The organism is Okeania sp. SIO3B5, assembly GCF_010692555.1.
Taxonomy (GTDB): Bacteria; Cyanobacteriota; Cyanobacteriia; order Cyanobacteriales; family Microcoleaceae; genus Okeania.
In genome coordinates, this window is record NZ_JAAHHG010000044.1 from 16,056 (window position 1) to 38,888 (window position 22,833).

General features: G+C 36.2%; 13 protein-coding genes. 4 read left to right on the forward strand and 9 right to left on the reverse strand.

The window, feature by feature from the left end:
* Positions 1 to 256: 256 nt before the first annotated feature.
* The 3 genes from F6K54_RS08920 to F6K54_RS08930 all read right to left on the reverse strand — a co-directional run bounded on the left by F6K54_RS08920 (position 257) and on the right by F6K54_RS08930 (position 3,757).
* Complete coding sequence (locus F6K54_RS08920; RefSeq protein ID WP_293076625.1) at positions 257 to 1,201, reverse strand: GUN4 domain-containing protein; 945 nt, start codon at positions 1,199 to 1,201, stop codon at positions 257 to 259.
* Positions 1,202 to 1,371: 170 nt separating this feature from the next.
* Positions 1,372 to 2,463 (reverse strand): glycoside hydrolase family 104 protein, encoded by a 1,092-nt coding sequence (locus F6K54_RS08925; RefSeq protein ID WP_293076627.1) that lies wholly within the window; start codon positions 2,461 to 2,463, stop codon positions 1,372 to 1,374.
* Between the two features lie 364 nt (positions 2,464 to 2,827).
* Positions 2,828 to 3,757 (reverse strand): cobalamin-binding protein, encoded by a 930-nt coding sequence (locus F6K54_RS08930; RefSeq protein ID WP_293076629.1) that lies wholly within the window; start codon positions 3,755 to 3,757, stop codon positions 2,828 to 2,830.
* 121 nt (positions 3,758 to 3,878) lie between these two features.
* Here F6K54_RS08930 and F6K54_RS08935 point away from each other — a divergent pair, with 121 nt between their 5' ends.
* Together F6K54_RS08935 and F6K54_RS08940 are read left to right on the forward strand one after the other, a co-directional pair.
* On the forward strand, positions 3,879 to 4,640 hold the full coding sequence (locus F6K54_RS08935) for a pentapeptide repeat-containing protein (RefSeq protein ID WP_293076631.1): 762 nt from the start codon (positions 3,879 to 3,881) through the stop codon (positions 4,638 to 4,640).
* A gap of 1,028 nt (positions 4,641 to 5,668) precedes the next feature.
* Entirely contained in the window at positions 5,669 to 6,517 is an 849-nt protein-coding gene (locus F6K54_RS08940) for a hypothetical protein (RefSeq protein ID WP_293076633.1), read from the forward strand.
* 590 nt (positions 6,518 to 7,107) lie between these two features.
* Here the strand turns inward: F6K54_RS08940 and F6K54_RS08945 are convergent.
* The 4 genes from F6K54_RS08945 to F6K54_RS08960 form a co-directional block, all read right to left on the reverse strand.
* Positions 7,108 to 8,241, reverse strand: coding sequence for a retropepsin-like aspartic protease (locus tag F6K54_RS08945; RefSeq protein WP_293076635.1), 1,134 nt, complete (start codon positions 8,239 to 8,241; stop codon positions 7,108 to 7,110).
* Between the two features lie 192 nt (positions 8,242 to 8,433).
* Positions 8,434 to 8,904: a hypothetical protein gene (locus F6K54_RS08950; RefSeq protein WP_293076637.1), complete on the reverse strand. Its 471-nt coding sequence runs from the start codon at positions 8,902 to 8,904 to the stop codon at positions 8,434 to 8,436.
* Positions 8,891 to 9,067, reverse strand: coding sequence for a hypothetical protein (locus F6K54_RS08955; RefSeq protein WP_293076639.1), 177 nt, complete (start codon positions 9,065 to 9,067; stop codon positions 8,891 to 8,893). The genes F6K54_RS08950 and F6K54_RS08955 overlap by 14 nt, the downstream gene beginning before the upstream one ends.
* Before the next feature lie 1,609 nt (positions 9,068 to 10,676).
* Positions 10,677 to 12,722, reverse strand: coding sequence for a glycosyltransferase 61 family protein (locus tag F6K54_RS08960; RefSeq protein WP_293076641.1), 2,046 nt, complete (start codon positions 12,720 to 12,722; stop codon positions 10,677 to 10,679).
* Between the two features lie 455 nt (positions 12,723 to 13,177).
* Between F6K54_RS08960 and F6K54_RS08965 the strand changes: the two genes are divergently transcribed.
* Complete coding sequence (locus F6K54_RS08965) at positions 13,178 to 14,017, forward strand: sulfite exporter TauE/SafE family protein (protein ID WP_293076648.1); 840 nt, start codon at positions 13,178 to 13,180, stop codon at positions 14,015 to 14,017.
* Positions 14,018 to 14,770: 753 nt separating this feature from the next.
* On the opposite strand, the gene F6K54_RS08970 is transcribed toward F6K54_RS08965, so the two are convergent.
* Complete coding sequence (locus F6K54_RS08970; protein ID WP_293076643.1) at positions 14,771 to 15,577, reverse strand: thermonuclease family protein; 807 nt, start codon at positions 15,575 to 15,577, stop codon at positions 14,771 to 14,773.
* Between the two features lie 1,048 nt (positions 15,578 to 16,625).
* Positions 16,626 to 18,002 (reverse strand): Rieske 2Fe-2S domain-containing protein, encoded by a 1,377-nt coding sequence (locus tag F6K54_RS08975; protein ID WP_293076644.1) that lies wholly within the window; start codon positions 18,000 to 18,002, stop codon positions 16,626 to 16,628.
* Positions 18,003 to 19,082: 1,080 nt separating this feature from the next.
* Between F6K54_RS08975 and F6K54_RS08980 the strand changes: the two genes are divergently transcribed.
* Positions 19,083 to 22,325 carry an efflux RND transporter permease subunit gene (locus tag F6K54_RS08980; RefSeq protein ID WP_293076646.1) on the forward strand — a complete coding sequence of 1,081 codons (3,243 nt, stop codon included), beginning with the start codon at positions 19,083 to 19,085 and terminating at the stop codon, positions 22,323 to 22,325.
* Positions 22,326 to 22,833: the final 508 nt, after the last annotated feature.

The window sequence follows — 22,833 nt, forward strand, 5'->3', positions numbered from 1 at the left end:
CTAAAAGTGGGAGGCTTTAAACCCAATTTTTCGGTAAAGTAGGAAAGTCAAAATTAACCTCTATTTCTATTTATCTACTACTTAGGGCTTGCTGATTAAATCTAAAAGTCTTTACATATAAAGGTTTTAGCCTTTTTAAGTATCAAAAAGTGCGAGGTTTTAAGTGGTAATGGTTCAATTAGGAGCGGATTTTGGTCAAGATCAGGGCCGAACAATCTTGGGACAATTCTTACTCCTACCTCCTCGCTCATTCCCATTACTCCTGTCTCCTGTCTCCTGTCTCCTGTCTCCTACCCCTACTACAAATTGCTAGTCGCGATATCAAGGCAAAAAATGTTTCAGGAGCCATCATTTTACCAACTCCATAACAAGCACGTCGTCGCCATATAATTACAGGTAAGTGACCTTCTGGAGCTTGTAAGTTAAAGCTAAGTTCATCATAATATTTCCAACTTTCTCCATCTCGCCATCCAACGCGATCGCAAAAATCTCCATATTGTCCACCTATACTTTCCCATATACGTTTTTGTACGTTTAAGCCAAATAACCCATTACTGTAATATTCCCAAAGCCAGTCAATAGTAAGAAGATCTGTACAGGGAAAATTTTCAATATCTACTAACTGTAGCCAACCTTCATCTTCCCGGAGAGTGACTTGCAGTAGCAACTCCCAGGTAAGTTCGTCTGCTTTTCGCCATTTTCCAGCAGCCAAAAGATTTATCAGTGGGTTATAGTCTATCCCTACTTCTGACATTGGTGCTTCTGGAGTTGCCATGGCATTTAGATTTTCTTCAATACGATATAGAGTATCTGTCAATATTTCTGGGTTAAGCTGTTCGAGGCGATAAAGTACCCACTCTAGCTGAGAATGAAGCTGAAAGCGTTCCATTGCTCCCTGATCTAACTGAGCTTGTAGTCGATCTAGTTGTCTTTTGAGGTCTCCATTATTTTGGTCGTGATTTACCTTATCTACTTCTGCAAAAGGTAAATTTATGGTGTTATTATCACCATTTTGATTTTTCTGCTTTTGTACAATTTGCCACATTTGTCTAGCCCAATTCAATTTTGCTTCTTCTTTTTGCTTGTATATTTCTGCCGTAGAAGGGAAAGTGGCATCTGATGTTAAATCCCAATTACAGACAGAACAAAATTCTGGGGATGTGTCAATGTATTCTGTGCCACAGACAGGACATAGTACCATAGTAAAGTCAAAAGTCAAAAGTTAGAAGTCAAAAGTTAGAAGTGATATTTTATATCAAATCCATTCCCATTCACTAAAGTCAAAAGTCAAAAGTTAGAATTGATAGTGATATTTTATATCAAATCCATCACCCCATCCCCCTATCCCCCCATCACCCCATCTCCTTCAAACTACATTTGAGGCTTTTGTTCTGGAGATGTCTCAGGGGGTTTATACCGAGCCAAGTTATTATTGTAAGTTCCTACAAGTTTAGGCATGAGTCGCTCAACTTCTGTAGGTGTTTCTCCAAATGAGGGCCAAACCATATATAACTTTCTAAAAGCTTCTTCAATTCTCCCTTGTTCAATATCTTGCAGAGCATCTTTTTCTCGAATCAATTCTATAGCTACACGGTCTTGATAAGTGGGGCCAAAATGTTTAGCTCCTACCATCGGAGCATAAAGGTCCCAAGATGTACTTAGAAACTGATATCTACCTGCTGCATCAGAACAAAGTTTTTCGTTATTCCGATCAATGCCACATTTCATCTCTCTAGGGTGGTCCTCAAAGCTAGAGAAATGGTCGTTTGTGTATTGGCGATAATAACCTTTAGGACCTGTGGTGCCTTCTGTTACAGCAATTGTATCCAGAAAAGCTCGTATCCTGGGTACATTGATTGGATAGGCCCAATTCTTAGTTGGCTCAATCTCGGGCATAATAGCTACTGTTTCTGGCCATTTTTCATCGGCAGCATTTGCGCCCCCACCCATTTCTCGAAATAGTTTTAAAGTTGCTAGAAGTAACACAAAAATAATTAAGAAGGTAGAAGCTAACTGGATCTTCAATAGTTTGCGCAATTTTAAGGTCTTTTCCTGTATTTTTCGAGTAGTAGGATGATTTTTTGTTTTGTATGTAGAGGGAGCTGATTTGTTGAAGTTTTCAATATTAGGAGATAAGATCTGTTTTTGAGTATTAGGTTTTTGAGTATTAGGAAGTATGCCAGTTTGCCGACCAAATTTTAGCAGAGAATTAATAGTTTCTAATCGTTTATTTTGAGAATATTCTCGATTATTAGAGGAAATACCCTGAACATTTGCAAAGGCTAAAACATCTGCTTGAGTTACTTTTTTTAGTGGCTTTTTGACAAATTTCAGGAACATTTGAGCTAGATATAAATGAGATTGTTGATTTACAGGAGGAATTTGTTGTAACCAGATATTTATTAATTGAATGTCTGAAATTGTTTGAGGTTGATTTCTTTTTTGTACTTGTTGTTTGTACATGGCGCACCATCTGAATCTTTTAGAATTAAGGTATCAAACTAATTAGGCTAAATACAGAAATACAGGGTTTCTCAATAAGCATAAACTATAGTTGTATTTTTCCTCCCTATTGCTTGTTGAAAAATGTACTTTACCGAATAATTAAGGTTTAAAGCTTCTACTTTAAAAGAGAAACAGCGGTCGTTAGCCCTGCTTCCCAAAGAGTGGGATTGCGTTAGCGGAGCTGCTCTGATAAGAGCGGGTTTCCTCGCTATATCCAATCGACCAAGAGAAGAAAAATTTTTCCTGTAAGTCATTCCTCTTCTCTTCAATAAGAGGTAATTATTAATTATTAATTGTTAATTATTAATTGTTTTTCTTATGCTTAAGACAACTTCATCCAACCTATTCCTTGATAACCAAAATCAAACAATTCGGGATGTAAAATTTCCGCTAAAATTTCTAAAGAATCCACTAATCTCGGCCCTGGACGGTTAAAATAAGAATTGCCGTCCGTAATGTAAACTTTGCCCGATTTAACTACAGGTAAATCTTGCCATTCTGGACGATTAATTAACTCCATAGTATCTTGGCGAGTACGTTCTAAATCAAAACCGCAAGGCATAAAAATTATCATATCTGGATTAGCAATTAATAAGTCTTCCCATTTTAACCATGGAGAATGTTTTCCCACTACTCCAAACAATGAATTTCCCCCAGCAAACTGAACTAATTCTGGTATCCAATTTCCTGCTGCCATTAGCGGATCGCTCCACTCAATACAAGCTACTTTCGGAATATCACTAACTGGTAAATTTTGAGTTTTTTCAACACAAGCTTTAACCCTATATTTTAACTGAGAAATTACTTCATTTCCATCTACTCCTAAACTCATTGCTACTTTTTCCATATCTGCCCAAACTTCTGCCAATAAATTAGGCTGTAATGAAATAATTTGAGGATGACTTTTAGTTAAATTTGCTACAGCAGCTTCTACTTCTGCTAGACTAACGGCACAAACATCACATTGAGCTTGAGTAATAATATAAGTGGGTTTTAATTTCTCTAGAGTTTCTATTTCTACACGGTAGACACTCAAGGCAGATTGTAATAATTCTGTAGCTCGATTATGAATTTCACTACTACTTCCATCAGGATTAAATTTAGGCTGAGTACAAACAGGCAAGTTTTTAACTTCTGGAGGATAGTCACATTCGTGACTTCTACCCACTATAGCATCCATTAATCCCAATGTGGCAACAATTTCTGTGGCACTAGGAATTAGAGAAACTATTTTTAGTTGACTATCGATCATTTTTCCTCTTGAGTATATAGCGATCGCTTTTACTTACTTAATAAAAAATTAAGCTTCATTATAATTGATTAGTATTTTGGAATAATAGTATTTAGAACAAACCTAAACTATTTAGCTGTAGATGCCCATAAGAGATGCCAAGCAAATGCTAGAAGATTATACTAATGGTAATAGAAACTTTATTGCTGTAGAGCTGCCGGAAGTTGACCTTAGTAGTATTAATCTGAGTGGTGCTGATTTTAGTAATTCTGATTTTAGTGATGCTGACTTGACGAATGCTAACCTCAGTGGAGTCAATCTTAGTCATGCTAATTTGAGTGGTACAAATTTAGTAGGAGCAAATTTAAGTGAAGCTAACTTAACAGGTGCTAAACTATGTGAAGCTAATCTGAGTCATGCTAACCTAAGTTGTGCGAATCTCTCAAAAATTGATGCAAATCGTGCTTTTTTATTTTGCGCTAATCTTTCTCAAGCTAATCTAGATAATGCTTTTCTCTTTAATGCTAGTCTTAGTTATGCTTGTCTGATTCATGCGAAGATGAAAGATATCAGTTTGATTGGTGCTAATTTAGTGGGTGCAGATTTGAGTAAAGCTGATTTAACTGGTTCATATTTAATTGTTGCAGACTTGAGTAGTGCTAATCTGACTAAGGCTAATTTCAGTAAAGTAGACCTCAACAGTTCTAATTTATCCGGTGCTAATTTGACTAAAGCTAATTTTAATGGTGCTGATTTAAGTTGGGTAAATTTACTGGATACGAATTTGAGCCAGGTTAATTTAAACCGTTCTAAGTTAGCTGATGCTATTTTACCTGATGGTTTAAATTTTCAAGACTCTGGGTTATTCAAAAATATGAGATTGAGTTTAGTTAGTAAAGCATAATTCCAGGTTTAAGGTCAATTTAAGACTAGACTCAGTAAATCTTCTTTTCTTCTATTTCAAAAGTTACGGTAAATTAGTACAACTTAGGAGGTATAGCGTTATGCGCAAGTTATGCATAGAGTGCGTAATTCTGAGGTTTCCTCAGAATGTAAGACGCACATCTGACAGTCAAAAGCTAAAAGTAATATCTGACTGAGTTTAAGCACTTATAAATGTCCGCGCTCTATTTGCGTAGTGCTATATTACTTCATTGTTATCTTTAGAATTCAAATATTTATCTGGCTTCAGCATTGAAATATCCTGCCATTAAAACGAAAGTTATTTGACTTAAAAATAACTGAAGTTTTGTTGGTATACAGTTTTAAGCGATCGCTAATGTAGAGCTTCCAATAATGAATTAGATGACAGTAAAGATTACTTTTAAACTATATAGCAGTCGAAGGAAAGGGCGCGGAAGATAAAGAGCTTAAAACTCAGACAAGGCCAAATTTTTCCTTTTTCCTTCTACTATAGGACCCATTTGTTATATTTGCACGCGATATGTGCTTTTGGTTACTGGAGTAAGAAGTCAGGAAATTCAGGAATGAGGATAGGGGAAAAAGGTTGAAATTTTCTCCCATCTTCCCTATTCCGTATCTCTATATAGGGCTTGTTGAGCAACCATAAAAGTATTGACATATAAAGGTTTCAGACTGATTTTTTTGAAAAAAAGTGCCAGCTTTTCGCTCAAGAAAGCTCAAAAACTAGCGTTTTGTGCAGACAAGGGCAAAAAATTAAGGGACAATTATTCCAACTACATCCTCTGTAATTCCCATTCCTCCTAACTTCCCTTCCTGGGAGAGGTTGACTCCTGAGTTCCCCTCCTGGGAGGGGTTAGGGGTGGGTTTACTCCTACCCTCACCCAGATGCTACCGGACATTACATAAATCATGAAGTACTTAAGCTAAGTTTTTTAACAATAAATTTTAAGTAGTTATAACTAGCTATGATAGTGTTTGGATAATTATTTAATTAGTGACAATAATCTCATGAGTAATATTTATGTGTTCCACGAAGGCAGAGGAGACAATGGGTGGCTTTGGTCTAATACCTTTGATGGTTCTGAATGGGTTGGCGATCGAAAAGTACCCAATACAGGTATTACTGCGGGTCCATCAGCAGTAGTATACAATGACCAAATTTATGTGTTTCATCAAGGCCGGGAAGATAGTGGCTGGCTTTGGTACAATGTTTTTGATGGTTCTGAATGGGTTGGCGATCAAAAAGTACCCAATACAGGCATCAGCGAGGGTCCATCAGCAGTAGTATACAATGACCAAATCTATGTGTTTCACCAAGGTCGGGGAGATAGTGGCTGGCTTTGGTACAATGTTTTTGATGGTTCTGAATGGGCAGGTGATACTGAGGTCAAGAGAACAGGAATTACTGCCGATCCATCAGCAGTAGTATACAATGACCAAATCTATGTGTTTCATCAAGGCCGGGGAGATAGTGGCTGGCTTTGGTACAATGTTTTTAATGGTTCTGAATGGGCAGGTGACACCGAGGTCAAGAGAACAGGAATTACTGCAGGTCCATCAGCAGTAGTATACAATGACCAAATCTATGTGTTTCATCAAGGCCGGGGAGACAGTGGCTGGCTTTGGTACAATGTTTTTGATGGCTCTGAATGGGCAGGTGACACTGAGGTCAAGAAAACAGGAATTACTTCGAGTCCATCAGCAGTAGTATACAATGACCAAATCTATGTGTTTCACCAAGGCCGTGGAGATAGTGGTTGGCTTTGGTACAATGTTTTTGATGGTGCTGAATGGTTAGGCGATACTGAGGTGCGAGGAACAGGTCTCACTGACGATCCAGATGCAGTTGTAATGTAGAAGAAAGGCAGAAGGCAGAAGGTCATTTCAGTTATCAGTTATCAGTTATCAGTACTTCCGACTAAAGCCGGAGGCTTGAAAATACTGAATTGATTTTTTTTCATCCCCTTAAAAGGGAAGATTTTGAACCTCATTTTTCGGTAAGAAAAGCTAAGAAGAGATAAAGTTTTGGTGTTGGTGAATTTAGCTGTGATTTTCGTGCTTAGGGAATAGGTATTAAGGTAAGGACATTCCATGGAACGTCCCTACTTGATTACCATTAGCCCAAATATCTTAATTCTTATGTTGATTCACCAATTCCAGTTTTTTGATAACTGATTATCCGGAAATGACATAACATTCTTTTTTCAAATTGGTATTAGGTTTAGCGATCGCTCAAACAATTACTCAAAAGCATGGCGGTTTAATTAGGGTTTGCTGATTAAATATCGCGCGCATTGACTGATATTGGTTGTAGCATTTTTTGGTCTAAAACAAAAAGACTTTTGAGCGCAAACCCTAAGTAAAGGGTACAGACAATTCAAAAATTTAAAATCAGACAACGTAATATTTTTCCTTCTTCTCTCTTCCCTCTTCCTTCCTCCGGTGAATCAAAGTTTTTCAAAAGGAATCAATAATAAACTTCCCTCCATGAGAAGCTTTTTGGAATTATTGTTACTAAACCGCCAATATTGCTGATAATTGTTCAAAAAATTTTGCCCTAAAATTCCATCAACTTCTAATAATTTCAATACAGGGGAAGATAAAATCACTGTTTCTAAATTTGTGAGTTGATAATTTCCCATTTTTACTTTAGCTAAAGAGGCATATTCTGCCATTTCTATGCCACAAAAACCTTGCACTCGAATTTCTTGTCTCTCAGCAGCAGAAATATTTAACTGATTAGCTAATTTTTGAGAAATAAAAATACTTTCTGCTCCCGTATCTAACATAAAAATAAATGGACCTTTGCCATTAATTTCTACCTCAGCTAACATCACACCTAATTTAGTTTTAAGTGGAATGGCATCATCAATATTTGCGCTAGGTATTGGAGTAGGAGGCAATAATTTTAATTCTTGAGTTTGAGGATAAATTTCTACATCAAAATTACTCAAAATATCCATTCCTAAAACACCCGATAATCCTTCTGGCATGATAGTAGTAGTAAATTCTAAAGCTGTTAATCCTTCTACTTTGACATTATCAATTTTTAACACAGGTAAACGATGTAAATTAGCTTTCATTTCTGGGCATTCATCTCCTGCTACTGCATAGGTTAAAAGCTCTTGCGGTACTGGTTTTCCTATTAATGCTAATTCTTTGACAGTTTCTGTGGCAATAATAGAAGTAGAAGCACCAGTATCTAATAGGAAATTAACCGATTTTTTTCCTAGAGTAGCTGTTAAAGTAAAGGCTTTTCCTCCTCCTAAAAATTGCAAAGGGATAGTTGCTTTACCTGTGACTTTTGGGTCCGGTAAGTTTAGACCTTCTAATTCTACAATAGCTCCAATTTTTCTGTATTTATGAATAGTATTTTCTACAATTTCAGGACTTACATAAAGTTCTTTATTGTCTCCTATATTTTGTTTAGGTGTGTTGCCATGCACCCTACTATATTTATGACTGGCTATAGCTAAATTTTGTGAAAAAATAATAGGTTTTGATATAACTAAATGATGGAGGAAAATTGGGCAACTAATAGAGCTGAAAATAATAGTTATAATACTCCAAAATTTGTTCATAGTTGTTAATTAGTATGCCGATATTCTTTTTCGGAGATGTTTATTATAGCAATTCCAATAATGGTGAGGTACAAAATTATTTTGTTTTAGGGAATAGGGAAAATAAATTAAGATAGGTGTACCTCATTTATATCTAAACCTTAAAAAAGAGTCATTTCAGAATTGTGCTTAATTCTACTTCCATTTTCTTGATTAGTTACTTTGAAGCTGAAACAAATAATTAACTATAAAGTTATTTATAAGCCATTTATCTTCATTTTTTATAAGCTCAACTTGAATCTGAGCTAATCCTTTTTCAAAGGCTGCTTCAGCAAGATAATAATTTCCTTCGACATGGCTTATACCTTTATACTCTCTAAGTTTACCCAGGTTATATAAATGATTCTGAAAACTTTTTTCTGGCTCCCCTATTTCTAGGGAGTTAAGAAAGTGTTGTGTGGCGTTTATTCTCAAATATTGAGGGTTCCAGTAATATAGAATTTTTGGAATTGAATTATTAAAATAGTTTATTCCATCTTTCATATTAGCAAATTGTTTTTTGAAGAAATTTCCTAAAATTGGAAAATCAGAAAAAGCATCAAAAGGATCAAAATTTTCAATATCTGAGGTTATTATCTCACCATTATTCTGACTCTGATTAGATTTCCCGTCAAATTTCCTCAATAAACGTTGTGCCCATACATAGGAAAGCAAAAAAAATACTGCTAGGAGAAATACCAGACCTAGAAAAAAAATACCAAAGAGCATCAGAAGTATCGTAAGTAGAGTCATAATTAAGTTCCCTTAAAACTAATGAATAAATTCTAGCTTGAATCTTTTTGTTCATCTATAAGCTACTTATTTCTTGGGTATATCTCAGTTATGCAATGATTAAAAATACTGATATAGCAATCCTAATAGGTTTTCATTAATGGATAATGGATAATGGATAATTGATAATTACCTCTGGTTAAAACCGCTCTTGATTGAATATAAGGAAATATTATTTCTTTTTTTCCCCTTAAAAGGGGAGGCTTTAAACCAGAATTATTTAATTATCAATTATTAATTAATAATGATTCGGTAAGATTTTATCGTAGGGGTTTGGTCTCCAAACCCAAGCGTCAAGGGATTTAGAGAGCAAACCCCTACAATTTTTTCTCACGAATGATTTCATATTGCTATATAATCAGTCAGCAAAAGCATTATTGAGGTAAGCACATCAAAACATCCATATTTTTCCTGTCAAAACAATATTTCGGGAAATTTAGAAGTTGTTTGAGAAGTATTGCATAGATCTGATTAGCTAGAGTTAAATTTTGCGAAAAAATAATAGGTTTTGATATCAGTAAATTATGGAGAAAGATTGGGCAACTAATAGAGCTGAAAATAAGAGCTATAATACTCAAAAATTTGTTCATAGTTGTTAATTATTATGCCGATATTCTGTTTAGGAGATGTATAATAAACATCTCCAATAATGGTGAGGTACAAAATTCGTTTGTTTTAGGGAATAGGGAATAGGGTACAGGGAAAAGAAATCAAGATAGGTGTACCTCATTAGCCTGAAAAACGCTATGTACATCTCCAATAATAAAAAATAAAATCAATTATTTTCCTGTAGTGGACTGTTGCACTATTTAGGGCTTGCTGAATAAATCTAAAAGCATTGACATATAAAGGATTTAAAATTTTTTTGCTCGAAAAAAATGTCTGGTTTTCAGTCTAAAACGCTCAAAAAGTTAGTATTTTAGGTGCATAGTTGGGCAGAATAATCTTGGGACAAAACTTAGCTCCTACCTCCTCGTTCATTCCCATTTATCCTGTCTCCTGTCTCCTGTTTCCTATCTCCTAACCCTACGAAAAAAGACTTTTTCAACAAACCCTATTTAAGGTGTGTCATTCCACTACAAACTACTCAACGGTGCGTTACGGCGCAACGTAATACTTGACAGTTCAACCCTAATTTGTAGTAAGCGCCTAACGCACCCTACTGGACTGTTTCATCTTAAATGTTGCATTAGAAAATGGGGTGATGGGGGGATGGGGTGATGGGGGGATGGGGTGACGAAAAAAGCTAATGCACTATTTTAGGTGAAACAATCCACTACTAGCTCCAAAACTTGTTCATAGTTGTTAATTATTATGCCGATATTCTGTTTAGCAGATGTTGATTATATATCTCCAATCATAAAAGATAAAGTCAATTATTTTCCTAGCCCCCGCGCATCCCCCAATTTTGGGGGACTTTGAGAAGCAAATTGACTCTTGTTCCCTCCAAAGTTGGGGGGCTAGGGGGGCAAATAACTTCCGCGTAGCGGCACTATTCCTACAAATTTCATCAATTCTAACAAATGATTTATATTAACAAAAATATCTTCTAGACGATGGTTTGATGAAAGAAGTTCATGGAAGGAAAAACCGAGGGGATTTTCTCCTAATAGATAGTAATATTCTCAACCGACTAAGTTAGAAATTAACCAATAACAAGAATATATATAGTTAGGGGAAAATATTTCGATTACTTTGGTTCCGGGATGACAAAATACTAAGTTCGTTAAACCACCACCATGAGGAGAAATTACTACCTTGGCATTAGCTAATAATGATGCTTGTGCTGTGACAGACATTGACTCTAATGTCACGCTTTGAAACCCAAATTTGGTCAAAAATTTAATAATTTCATCTTCGTTAATAATTCGGCGATTATTTGCTTGTTTACGACTGATATATATCCTGTCTATTGTTTCAGTATTTCCTGAAGGTGGCAAAAATTCTTTTCTGAGAAAATCACAAGCCCATTTTGGCATCCAAGCAACAGAAGCAGGAAAGGAAGGAACGATTAATTTTGTGGCTTGAATATGTTGATGTTTTTGAGTATCGATGATTTTTGCCTCAGGAATATCTAGAATTTTTAAGGTTTCTTGCTGGAATGGAAGCTGATAGTTAATTAAAAATTTATCTATGTCGTTAAAATTTATTCCACTCTGATGCAATAATTTAATTATTGGCAAAATATCAAACATCCAGTGAAAGTAGTTATTATTAAATATTCCGGATAAAACTGCTACTGTGCCTTCAATATTCTGAATCTGAGGTAAAATTTGCAAGGAAAAAATAGAATGTTTACTGGGATGATTTTCTGGGGAGTCTGGGCTGAGAATAGGAAATTTTGGCGAGACATCTCCTAATATTTTACTTTCTTGGTTTTCTGGATTTTCTGATGTAATAATGGCGGTTTGAAAATTCGTTTCATCTATCCAAAACCTGCCCTCTGGAATAATTGCTACAAATGTTGCAGGTAATTTGATTTGATTGCCAAATCTAAAACTAAAATGTACTGAGTTATCTGGTGTAATGGGCGGTTTCAGTTGTAGGAAATTTTCAGGATAAATATTGATATAGTTACTTGTTTCTAAACCTTGAGTAACTGCCCATTCCCAAGTTGATTCATAAAATCCTGTGGGTGGTTTTACTTGAGAAATATTTTGCTGATGATTAGTTATTGGTGGTTGTTTTTGATTGAGAATACTATCAATTTTTACTCCTATTTCTGGTTTAACTTCCCTAGCTTTTTGCAGACATAAATAACCTATATCTAATATTTGGTCTTTCACTACTAATTGAAAATTTTTGCTAGCAACTAAAATTTCACCTAACTCCAAATAAATTTCAGCATCCTGGTGATTTCGTAAGGCTGTGAATAAGTTGGCATGAGAGGTAACTTTTCCATCGAAATTTAGATACGCTTGAATAAAATTTGGTTGTGTTTCAACAGCCATTTTTAATCGAGCGATCGCTTCTTCCAGCTTCCCCTGTTTTAACAGAATAATTCCCCAATTTCCCCAAGCAGGCGTATAATTTTGTTGAATTTTTAGAGATGACTGACAACAAGCTTTTGCTTCCTCCAAATAATTCATTGCAGAAAAACACAACCCCAAGTTTTCATAAATTTCGAGACTTTTGGGCTGAATTTCCAGCATCTTTAAATAATAAGAGATAGCTTGATGAAATTCTCTGAGTCTCTGAAATAAACTTGCCAAACTTTGATAAGCAGCTAAAAAATCTGGCTGGAGTTCAACTGCTTTTTGCCAACATTCTATTGCCTCCTCTTCTCTGCCTTGATAACCAATAGCATTGCCCAAATTATAATAAGTTTCTGCTTCAGTATTATTGACTTCAAGAACTTGCCAATAAATTTTTTCTGCCAGTTGTAACTTTCCCGAATTAAGGTATTGAATTGCTGTAGTTTCTAATATTTCAATTAACTCCGTGATCCAGACATCAAATTCATCTGGAGTTGCCTCTGTCATTGCCGACAACCAAACAGCTTGAGCAGCAACTTCTTCTCCTTGCAAAAGTAAAGCTAATCCCAAGTACCAATAATTTGACTTAATATTTGGATTAATCTGAATGCAAGTTTCATATAAATTTATTGCCTGACGATAGTCACCTTTTGCTAAATATTCAAATGCTTGTTTTTGGGAATTGTTAATATTCATAGCTAGGGAATAGGGAATAGGGAATAGGGAACAGGGAATAGGCAACAGGGAATAGGGAACAGGCAACAGGCAACAGGCAACAGGGAATAGAAGACAGGGAACAGGCAACAGGGAACAGGCAACAGGGGATAGAAGACAAATAAAGATAGATCTAGGTGTACCGATACTATTAGACATCTCCAATAATAAAAAATAAAATCAATTATCCCAAAGAAATTATCAATTCTTCCCCTCCACCGGAGGCAGGGCTGTTTAAAAGTATTGTAGATTAAAGATGAGCGGGAGAACGGGAGATGAGGGCATTGTGGAACAGTGAAATTTGCCAAAATTTGCCGATTTTGAGCGCCAATAAGCATCCCTTTTGCTCTGACTAAAATGGTGAAAAGTCAACCTTTAATCATAAATTAAAAGCCCTCATCCCCGTGTCTCCGTGTCCCCGTGTCCCCGTGTCTCCTATGGGAGGAGGCGCAGTTGCTTTTCCAGCTTTAACAAAGTGGCTTCATGTCTCTCCCCCCGATGCCAAACTCTTTTCTTTAGCTATTCAAAGTATTGGCATGAGTGCCGCCTCTTTTACGATTGTGGCTATGAAAACTCTAGTAGAATGGAAGTTAATTCGTTGGGTGAGTTTAGGAGGAATTCCTGGTATTTTTATGGGAACAGCTTTTCTAGCTCCTCTACTTCCTCCCGAAGTCATAAGAATTTCATTTACAATGATGGTGAGCAGTTTTGCTATCATTTTAATTCACTTAAATTTAACTAATAATGAACGTAAATTTACGATTGAACACTGGGGTAAACGAGAAAAAATTTTATCTCTAATCGTCGGATTAATGGGTGGTATGATTAGCGGTTTAGTCGGAAGTGGAATGGATGTTTTTGCCTACTCTGTAATGGTGTTACTGTTTGGCTTGTGTGAGAAAGTTAGCACTCCAACTTCAGTGATTTTGATGGCAATTAATGCCGTTACAGGCTTTTTAATTCATAACTTTATCCTGGGAGATTTTGTTACTCCTGTCAGTAATTATTGGTTAGCGGCAGTTCCGGTTGTGGTAGTGGGTGCGCCAACCGGAGCAATTCTTTGTAGTCTGATGGAACGCCAAATGGTGGTTTGGATTTTGATTAGTTTAATTGGAATTGAATTGCTGAGTTCTTTACTGTTGATTCCGCTCACGACATCCGTAGTTTCGGCTGGATTGTTTGCCCTGATTTTATTTACTTCATTTTATTATCTGATGTATCGCACAAAACTGAGACACTCTTCTGAAGGGATGACAAGCGCTTCAAAACTATTGTGATATCATGTCCGGTAGCATCGGTATTGTAAGCGCGAAAGTAAGGAAGAAGGAATAAGGAAGAAGGAAGAGGGAAGAAGGCTTAAAAGCTTGAAAAAACTTAAACTTCCTGTAGATATTCACCCTTGGTTTTACACAAACAATACTAGCGGACATGATATGAGATAAAGAATTAAATGATATTCACTCTGTTAAAATTTGACGTTTTTTGTGCAACTGGGATAATTAGGGTTTGCGCTCAAAAGTCTTTTTGCTGAGGTAGGGAATAGGGAATAGGGAATAGTTAAGAGTCAGGAGTTAGGGGAGTTATAGAGAAGTTGGTCGTTTATAGTAGCAAGAGTGATTTTTCTGCCCCCCTCACCCCAAAATCCGCTCCTTTTTGAGCTTTTTGAACTAAAACAGGCGCACCCCCTCAATACTCAAAAAAGCTAAAAGCTTTATCTGTCAATGCTTTGATATTTAATCAGCAAGCCCTAATTAGGGTTTGCGCTCAAAAGTCTTTTTTAAGGAGTAGGGGACCCACCCCTCGCCCCTCCCCCTCCGGTGGAGGGGAAAAGGGGAGTAGAGGAGAAAGACGTTTAGGTTTAATCAGCAAGCCCTAATTAGCAATTAAAAAAAATTATCCTCTCCTCATTAGACATATCCAAAAATAAAAAATAAAATCAATTCTTATCCATACATCATCAATTATTCCTCCCTGTTCCCTGTTCCCTGTTCCCTGTTCCCTGTTCCCTCTTTTCTGGAGATGTCTATTAATTATTGTGCAAATAAATTATTAGCTTGTTCTTGAACTTTATCTTCAAATTCAGGTTGAGTAATGACACCATTTTGTAAATCTTCAAAAAGAGTTAATAAAATTTGGTCTTGCTCCTGTAATTTGAGTTGAAATTTAGCCTCAAGATCGGCTTCAGTAATTGCACCTTCTTTCAAGTCTTGACTAATATCTCTCAGAAAAGACCTTTGTTTTTTCTTCAGGGAACGAAACACCCAAGGTGGAATAAATTCTGACTGAGATTCTTGCCATATTCCACGTTTATTTATCTGAGCATCCGCTTCTGCTAATAACAACATTATTGCAGTATCTCTTGGACATTCACTAATATAATCATAATAAATTCTAGCCAAGCCTTCTTGCACTAAAATATGCTGTACAAAAGTACCATCTAATAAATAAACTTCACCAAAACAACGTGGCGATCGCCCTGGTCGTTTTTCTTCTCCAGTAACTTTAACTTTGACTTTATTTCCACTTTTTTCAACTAATTCTCGGAGTCGCTCTTTACCTTTTTCTCCCCACTGAAATTGACTACGATATATTGGATTTTCATTTTTACTATTCATTTTTTCCACCTGTGAATCTCCCCATCCTTTAGGAGTTTCTGGAGCATCAATATAAAGAAAACGCACAGTCATGTCCTGGTTCTCTTCATCAGAAATAACATCAAAAGTATCGGCATCTGATACTTTTGTGACAGTGTAGGTTTTTAGGGTCTCAAAATATGACGGACTAGGTAGTTTGACTTCACCCAGGTGAGTTAAGATATTGTTGATTATTTCTTTCATCAATAATTAAAAATTGCTAGCTGTCTATTAATAATACCATTTCTCAAAAACTTTTCTACATTTTGTTGAGCAGGGGAGTGGGTAGGGACGTTGCATGCAACGTCCGTACAGGGAGAAGTAAAAAGTAAGAATAATTAACATTAACTGGGCTATTTTTAGCAAAAAAGTGATTTCACCTGTTTTGATTAATTAATAACTGAAGTCTTACCTAAGTATAGCGTTACTTTTAGGAATTGGTATAATACTAGAAAAAATAGAGAAGTTATGTAATTGGCATTGAATCGATATTTCGGATATAGAAATGTATGGCAAACAAGGGTCTAAATAATTAATAATTAATAATTAATAATTAATAATTAGGGTTTGCTGATTAAATCTCAAATAATTACCAGATAAAGGTTTTATATCAAATCCGCTTAATTCGGTATAAAAAAATTTTCATCTTCACCTAAAGAGCAAATCTTTCTAAATTCTCTTTTCTCCTGATATCAAATCCGTTTAATTCGGTATAAAAAAATATTCCATCTTCACCCAGAGCGGAAAGAATTCTGACTTCTCTTCCCTTCTAAATTCTGAATTCTGGATTGCAGAATTGCTGAATTCTGATTCACTATCTTATTACACCGATGCTACCGGATTTGATATTAGCATTTTTAGGTATTGAAAAAGTACATGGTTTTCAGCTCTTCATGGTCAAAAAGTTAGCATTTTTAGCGCATAGTTGGGCCAAAAAATTCTCCCCTACTCCCCCGCTCCCCTACTCCTTAAAAAGACTTTTTCAGCAAGCCCTAATTAGGGTTTGCTGATTAAATCTAAAAGTATTGACTGATATTGGTAAGTGCCTTTTTCAGTTCTGAAAAAGTACCTAGTTTTTGGCTATTGTTATCTCAAAATGGTAAAGTTTTGACCCTGACAATGCTGAAAATTTGACCGTAGATGCACCCAGGTTTTTGGCTCTTTTGAGTCAATCCTCTTCTTTTCAAGGAGAGGTAATAATTAATAATTAATAATTAATAATTAATAATTAATAATTAATTGTTGAAGATTCCTAATATAATTTTACCACAGGTAAACCTGTTTTGGGAATACTGGTCAGAAAACCCTGTCTTACAGAGTCTAATTTATAAGAGCAAATTAAACTCAATATACTCAGTAAAACTGGTAACAAAATAATTTTTACTGACAGATTAATTGCGATTAAAAATAAAGCTAAAATTGCTAAAACTGCTGTAAGATTTTGACAAAAATCTTTGATTTTGTCTATCAAAATTAGAGATTGCCGACAACTAGGGCAATACTTCGTATGTCTGTGCCAGCGGTCGTATAATTGTTCATCATTTAATTCTAGAAAAGGTGTTTCTGTCATTCCTTGCCATTCAGGTTTTCCCCCCGCAAATTCATCTAACCATTTGCGAAAAGTAACTATACCAACATCAGCTAATGAAGGCATGAAATATGATTTTTGCCAAGTTTTATTCTCTGTTGATTCGTTAATAGTTTGGGAGTGCATTATTGATAAATCTTGGTTACTTAACTTATAGCTAGATGAATGTTTTAATCCTGTTTGTAAATACTTTGGTAGGAGTTCAAACCACAAGTTACGTTTTTGGGGAGCAGCATCAAAAATAAACCTAGCAATCTGTTTACAATAACCTGGTTTTGTTGGTACAAAATATAATAGAAATAAAGCAGATTTACCATTAGAAAATTCATATATTGTTGTATTATAACAGGGCGGAATGAATTTACGCGTAGCATCCATATCTTTGTTAAAAACATTATAACCAGAATGTTTTAAGGTAAAACCATCTTCAGCAGAAATTTCTCCGAATACTCTAAAACGTTGGATAGGAATAGCTCTTTCTGGAGAAAAACCTGCAATTCCTTCATGCAAAAATTGGGCGTGAGAAGGGTCAAAACTACTTTCAACAGAGACAGTATAACTAACAGGAACTTCTGACATAAACCAATCTATTGAAGAGCTATCAACTTTATCTTCTGGCATCACAGCAGGCTGTTTTAAAGTAGAATCTTCAACAGCAGTAGAACTATTATCTGGCCATACCCAAAGTAATCCCTGTAACACTTGAGTAGGATATATAGTTACTTGCGATCGCTCACTATTACAAGCTGTTTCTAGAGCTTTTTCTTCACTCAGCATTGGAATATTTGTACATTTACCTGCTCCATCAAAACACCAACCATGATGCCGACACATTAGGTCTCCATTCTTATCAATACTTCCTAAAGATAACTGCGCTAATTTATGGGGGCAAGTATCATCCATTGCTATCCATTTTTCCTGTTTATCCTGCCAAATTACTAACCTTTTAGCAAGTAAAGTTATTGGAGTTGGATGAGAGGAGTCTAGATAATCTATGGGAGTTACTGGGTACCATTGTTTAGTCCAAGAAAATTTAGTCATAATAAAATTAATTAATGTATTATATCAAATCCGGTTAAACAGTTATAGAATGGTTAAGTCTTTAGAATTCTGAATTCTGAATTCTGAATTCTGAATTCAGGAGAAGAAAGATAAGACAAGATGAGCGTAGTTATGGCAATTGGATAATTTTTTTATGTCCAATTAAGCGGATTTGATATCATATCAGTTTGATAAATCTTTGCTACAAATATTTAGGTTACTGCTTAGGAGTCAACCCACCCCTCGCCCCTCCCCCTCCCAACCCACCCCTAACCCCTCCCCTCCTGGGAGGGGAAGACAGGAGTCAGGTAGGGGAGCCGTCGGATTGGCGACGTACAGAATGAATAGGATACTATTTATTATGTAGTAATTTATCTTTTTCATCCAATAGATATTTCCTACTAATTATTTTAATACTGCTTATTATTTGTAACATTCTTTTTTCACGCTTGGTATTAACTAGCTATTAGCTTTTGGATAATTGATAATTGATAATTAATCCATTTTCAAATAATTATCCATTGTTCATTATCCATTATCAATATAATGATGTAATCAGATTTTACCACTTAATGAAAGTCAAAATATTACTTTTAAATTTTAAATTTTGACTTTTAAATTTTGACTTGATAAAATGACAGTAAAAATATTACTTTTGAATTTTGACTTTTGAATTTTGACTTTTGAATTTTGACTTGATAAAATGACAGTAAAAATATTATTTTTAAATTTTGACTTTTGAATTTTGACTTGATAATTTGGCAGTAAAAATATTATTTTTGAATTTTGACTTGATAAAATGACAGTAAAAATATTACTTTTGAATTTTAACTTGATAAAATGACAGTAAAAATATTACTTTTGACTTTTGACTTTTGAATTTTGACTTGATAAAATGACAGTAAAAATATTATTTTTGAATTTTAACTTGATAAAATGACAGTAAAAATATTATTTTTGACTTTTGACTTTTGAACTTTTACTTGATAATTTGACTTTTGACTTTTGAATTTTAACTTGATAAAATGACAGTAAAAATATTACTTTTGACTTTTGACTTTTGAATTTTGACTTGATAAAATGTTTACCAATTTTTTCATCAAAAAACCAGTATTTGCCTCGGTTTGTTCCCTGCTAATTATCCTGATTGGATTAGTAGGTTACACCCGTCTACCAGTGCAAGAATTTCCGACTATTGAACCTCCAGTGGTTAGCGTGCGAACCACCTACTCAGGAGCTAACCCAGAAGTAGTAGAAACAGAAGTAACAGAAATTCTCGAAGCAGAAATTAACGGTGTCGAAGGAGTAAAAACTTTGACCTCCAGCACCAGGGAAGGTTCAAGTTCCATAAATGTTGAATTTCAACTAGGTCGCGACTTAGAAGCAGCAGCTCAAGACGTTCGTAGTCGAGTTTCCCGTGCTATGAGAAGACTTCCCGATGAAGTTGATGCGCCAGTAGTTTCTAAACGAAGTAGCGATGATGAACGCATTATATGGCTTGCTTTAACTGGGGAAAAATACACCTCCTTAGAGTTAAGCAACTACGCCGATAAATTCATCAAAAATGTCTTAGAAACTGTCAACGGAGTAGGTAGTATTTTTATCGGTGGCGAACGTCGCTACGCTATGCGACTATGGTTAGACCCCCAAAAAATGGCTGCCCGAAATATTACCGCCTTAGATGTAGAAGAAGCACTCAGAGAACAAAACGTAGAAATTCCCAGTGGCAGAATAGAAGGAAAATCGACCGAATACCCCATTCGTACTTTTGGTCGTCTGCAAACTACAGAAGAATATGAAAACCTAATCATTAGACGAAATGATGATAATTCCTTCACCAGACTCAGAGAAATTGGTAGAGCAGAAATTGGAGCAGAAAGCGATCGCACCCTTGCCCGTTATAATGGTAAACCAGCAGTAGGTCTTGGTATCAGTAAACTATCCGGGGCAAATATCATAGAAGTTGCCAACGGCGTTAAAACCAGGATGGAAGAATTATCCAAAGACTTCCCAGAAGGAATGGAATATTACATCAGCGTTGACTACTCAACATTTGTAGAAGCTGCTATCAAAGAAGTTTGGAAAAGCTTATTTTTAGCAATTTGTTTAGTTGTCCTAGTTATCTATGCGTTTCTGAGAGACTGGCGAGCAACTCTCATTCCCACCATCACCATTCCCGTTTCTCTCATTGGTGCCTTTGGGGTAATGTATTTCATGGGATTTTCCATCAATACCCTCACCTTATTTGCCCTCACACTATCAACAGGTTTAGTAGTAGATGACACCATTGTTGTCTTAGAAAATATAGTTAGATATATTCAAGAAGAAGGTAAAACTCCCATGCAAGCAGCCATCTTAGGAGTGAGGGAAGTAGTATTTGCCGTCATTGCCACCACCGTTGTATTAATTGCCGTATTCTTACCAGTCGGATTTTCTGGAGGTTCTTCAGGGCAAATATTTAATGAATTTGCTCTAACTATTGCAGTCTCAGTAGTATTATCCACCTTCGTCGCTTTGACTTTAGCACCAACGTTATCAGGGCGAATATTAAAAAGACATAAACCAAAAGAACATAAAAATTTCCTTTCCCGCGTGGTTGCTATTCCCCTAGATTTATTTGATTATGCTCTAAGTCGCATCTCAGCAATGTACGATCGCTCATTGCGTCTGTTGATGAGAATGAAACCATTAATAATTTTAGGATTTGTCCTATCTTTCTGGGTAATCTTTTGGCTATTTCAACAACTACCCCAAGGATTTTTGCCCACAGAAGACCGGGGACGGGTATTTGTATCTGTGTCTGCACCAGAAGGTGTAAGTCTTCAATATACTGATAACGTCATGCGTCAAGTAGAAAATAAACTCTCTCAAATACCTGAAATGAGAGGTTATTTCAGTATTGTTGGATCTACTCGATCTACCCAAGCTAACCGAGCTTTTGCTTTCACCAATCTCAAACCATGGTCGCAACGCCAGAAACCAGAGGAAGCACAACAAGAAATTGTTAAACGGTTATTTGGAGCATTTGCTCCCATTACTGATGGACGAGTATTTCCCATTAACCCAGGTTCATTGCCTGGTAGAGGCCGCAGTCAACCAGTAGAATTTGTGTTGCAGGGAAATGATTTAGAAGAATTAGCGCGAGTATCTGAAGAATTTACCAGTGAAGCGCAACAGTTACCCCAGTTGAATAATATTGACACAGATTTGAAGATTAATAAACCAGAGATCTCGGTAGAAATTGACCGGGCCCAGGCATCTAATTTAGGGGTGTCGGTGGAGGATATTGCGCGAACATTGCAAATAATGATGGGAGGGGAAGATATTACTAACTTTACCCAAGGAAATCAACGTTATGATGTAATTGTGCGAGCTGAGGAACAGTTTCGTAATAGTTTACAAAATATTGATGATTTGTATGTGCGGACTGAGTCAGGAGTAATGATACCTTTGAGTAATGTGGTGAAGGTAAATACGACAACCACTCCTCCTCAGATTAATCATTTTAATAGATTTCGTTCGGCAACTATTCAAGGAAGTCCTGCTCCAGGGGTGAGTCTGGGTGAGGCGTTACAAGCGTTAGATGATTTGGCAGACCGGATATTACCTGCTAGTATGCGAACTGATTTAAAAGGTGATTCAGCGCAGTTTCGAGATGCTGGTGAAGCGACAGCGTTTATTTTTGGCTTGGCAATGATCTTTATTTTCTTGACTTTGGCAGCTCAATTTGAGAGTTATATTGACCCGGTGGTGATTTTGTTAGCAGTACCGTTATCTTTGTTGGGTGCTTTTGGAGCGTTGTGGTTAGCGCAGTTGGAGATTAATGTTTATAGTCGAATTGGGTTGATTATGTTGATTGGTTTGGCAACGAAAAACTCTATTTTGATTGTGGAGTTTGCTAATCAGTTGTTGGCAGATGGTATGTCTATTACTAAGGCGGCAGTTGAGGCATCCCGTTTGCGATTTCGTCCAATTTTAATGACGGCATTTTCTACCATTTTCGGGGTAATGCCATTAGCTTTTGCTTCTGGTGCAGGTGCTGCCAGTCGGATTTCAATTGGAATGTCGGTTATGGGTGGTATGTTAGTGTCTACAATTTTGAGTTTATATGTGGTGCCGATATTTTATGTAATGGCGAAAGGTTTACAGTCACGTTTATTTCATAAATCTGCTGAAGAGTTGGCAGGGGGTTATGAGATGGATGGTTTTTCTAATGGTAATGGCAATGGCAATAGTAATGGTTATACTAACGGAAATGGTAATGGTAATGGTAATGGTAAGGCAAGTTATGTTAAGGATGGGGTGAAAGAAGTGAAAAAGTAATATAGCAGGTAATATCGTGTCCGGTAGCATCGGAGCGTGTATAAAATCAAGGTGACACTCTTGAGAAAACCTTCTGCCTCCTGCCTCCAGCATAGCTGCCTTCGGACAACCATTGTCTAATTATTCAACCGGACATGATATAACAGGGAACAGTAAGAAAAACATTTCCCTGTCTTACGGTTTATCGTCCGCATAAGTTCTAAACAACTCGTTCTTTAGCTATAGTTGAAATTGGAAGCGATCGCTCTATTTACCGAAAAATTGGGTTTAAAGCCTCCCCTTTGAAGGGGACTTTTTATTTTATTTGTAAGTCAATTGAACATATGCTATAGTATTATTAGTTGCCGGGGGGCACGCCTCCTCCGGAGGAGCTACGAATTGCGGAAACTCGTGCGCGGACGTGGAGGGAAGCGTTAGACTACCGCCAAGGAAGCAGCACCCTGTGTTAGCGACAGCTATGCGAAGCAAAGCGTCAACCCGCCGAGGAGCTATGGCTCAGTAGGAATCC

Coding starts and splice junctions, on each gene's coding strand:
- F6K54_RS08965 (WP_293076648.1), top strand. CDS start 13,178: ATGGGAGGAGGCGCAGTTGCTTTTCCAGCTTTAACAAAGTGGCTTCAT.
- F6K54_RS08945 (WP_293076635.1), bottom strand. CDS start 8,241: ATGAACAAATTTTGGAGTATTATAACTATTATTTTCAGCTCTATTAGT.
- F6K54_RS08925 (WP_293076627.1), bottom strand. CDS start 2,463: ATGTACAAACAACAAGTACAAAAAAGAAATCAACCTCAAACAATTTCA.
- F6K54_RS08970 (WP_293076643.1), bottom strand. CDS start 15,577: ATGAAAGAAATAATCAACAATATCTTAACTCACCTGGGTGAAGTCAAA.
- F6K54_RS08975 (WP_293076644.1), bottom strand. CDS start 18,002: ATGACTAAATTTTCTTGGACTAAACAATGGTACCCAGTAACTCCCATA.
- F6K54_RS08960 (WP_293076641.1), bottom strand. CDS start 12,722: ATGAATATTAACAATTCCCAAAAACAAGCATTTGAATATTTAGCAAAA.
- F6K54_RS08980 (WP_293076646.1), top strand. CDS start 19,083: ATGTTTACCAATTTTTTCATCAAAAAACCAGTATTTGCCTCGGTTTGT.
- F6K54_RS08955 (WP_293076639.1), bottom strand. CDS start 9,067: ATGAACAAAAAGATTCAAGCTAGAATTTATTCATTAGTTTTAAGGGAA.
- F6K54_RS08935 (WP_293076631.1), top strand. CDS start 3,879: ATGCCCATAAGAGATGCCAAGCAAATGCTAGAAGATTATACTAATGGT.
- F6K54_RS08940 (WP_293076633.1), top strand. CDS start 5,669: ATGAGTAATATTTATGTGTTCCACGAAGGCAGAGGAGACAATGGGTGG.
- F6K54_RS08920 (WP_293076625.1), bottom strand. CDS start 1,201: ATGGTACTATGTCCTGTCTGTGGCACAGAATACATTGACACATCCCCA.
- F6K54_RS08930 (WP_293076629.1), bottom strand. CDS start 3,757: ATGATCGATAGTCAACTAAAAATAGTTTCTCTAATTCCTAGTGCCACA.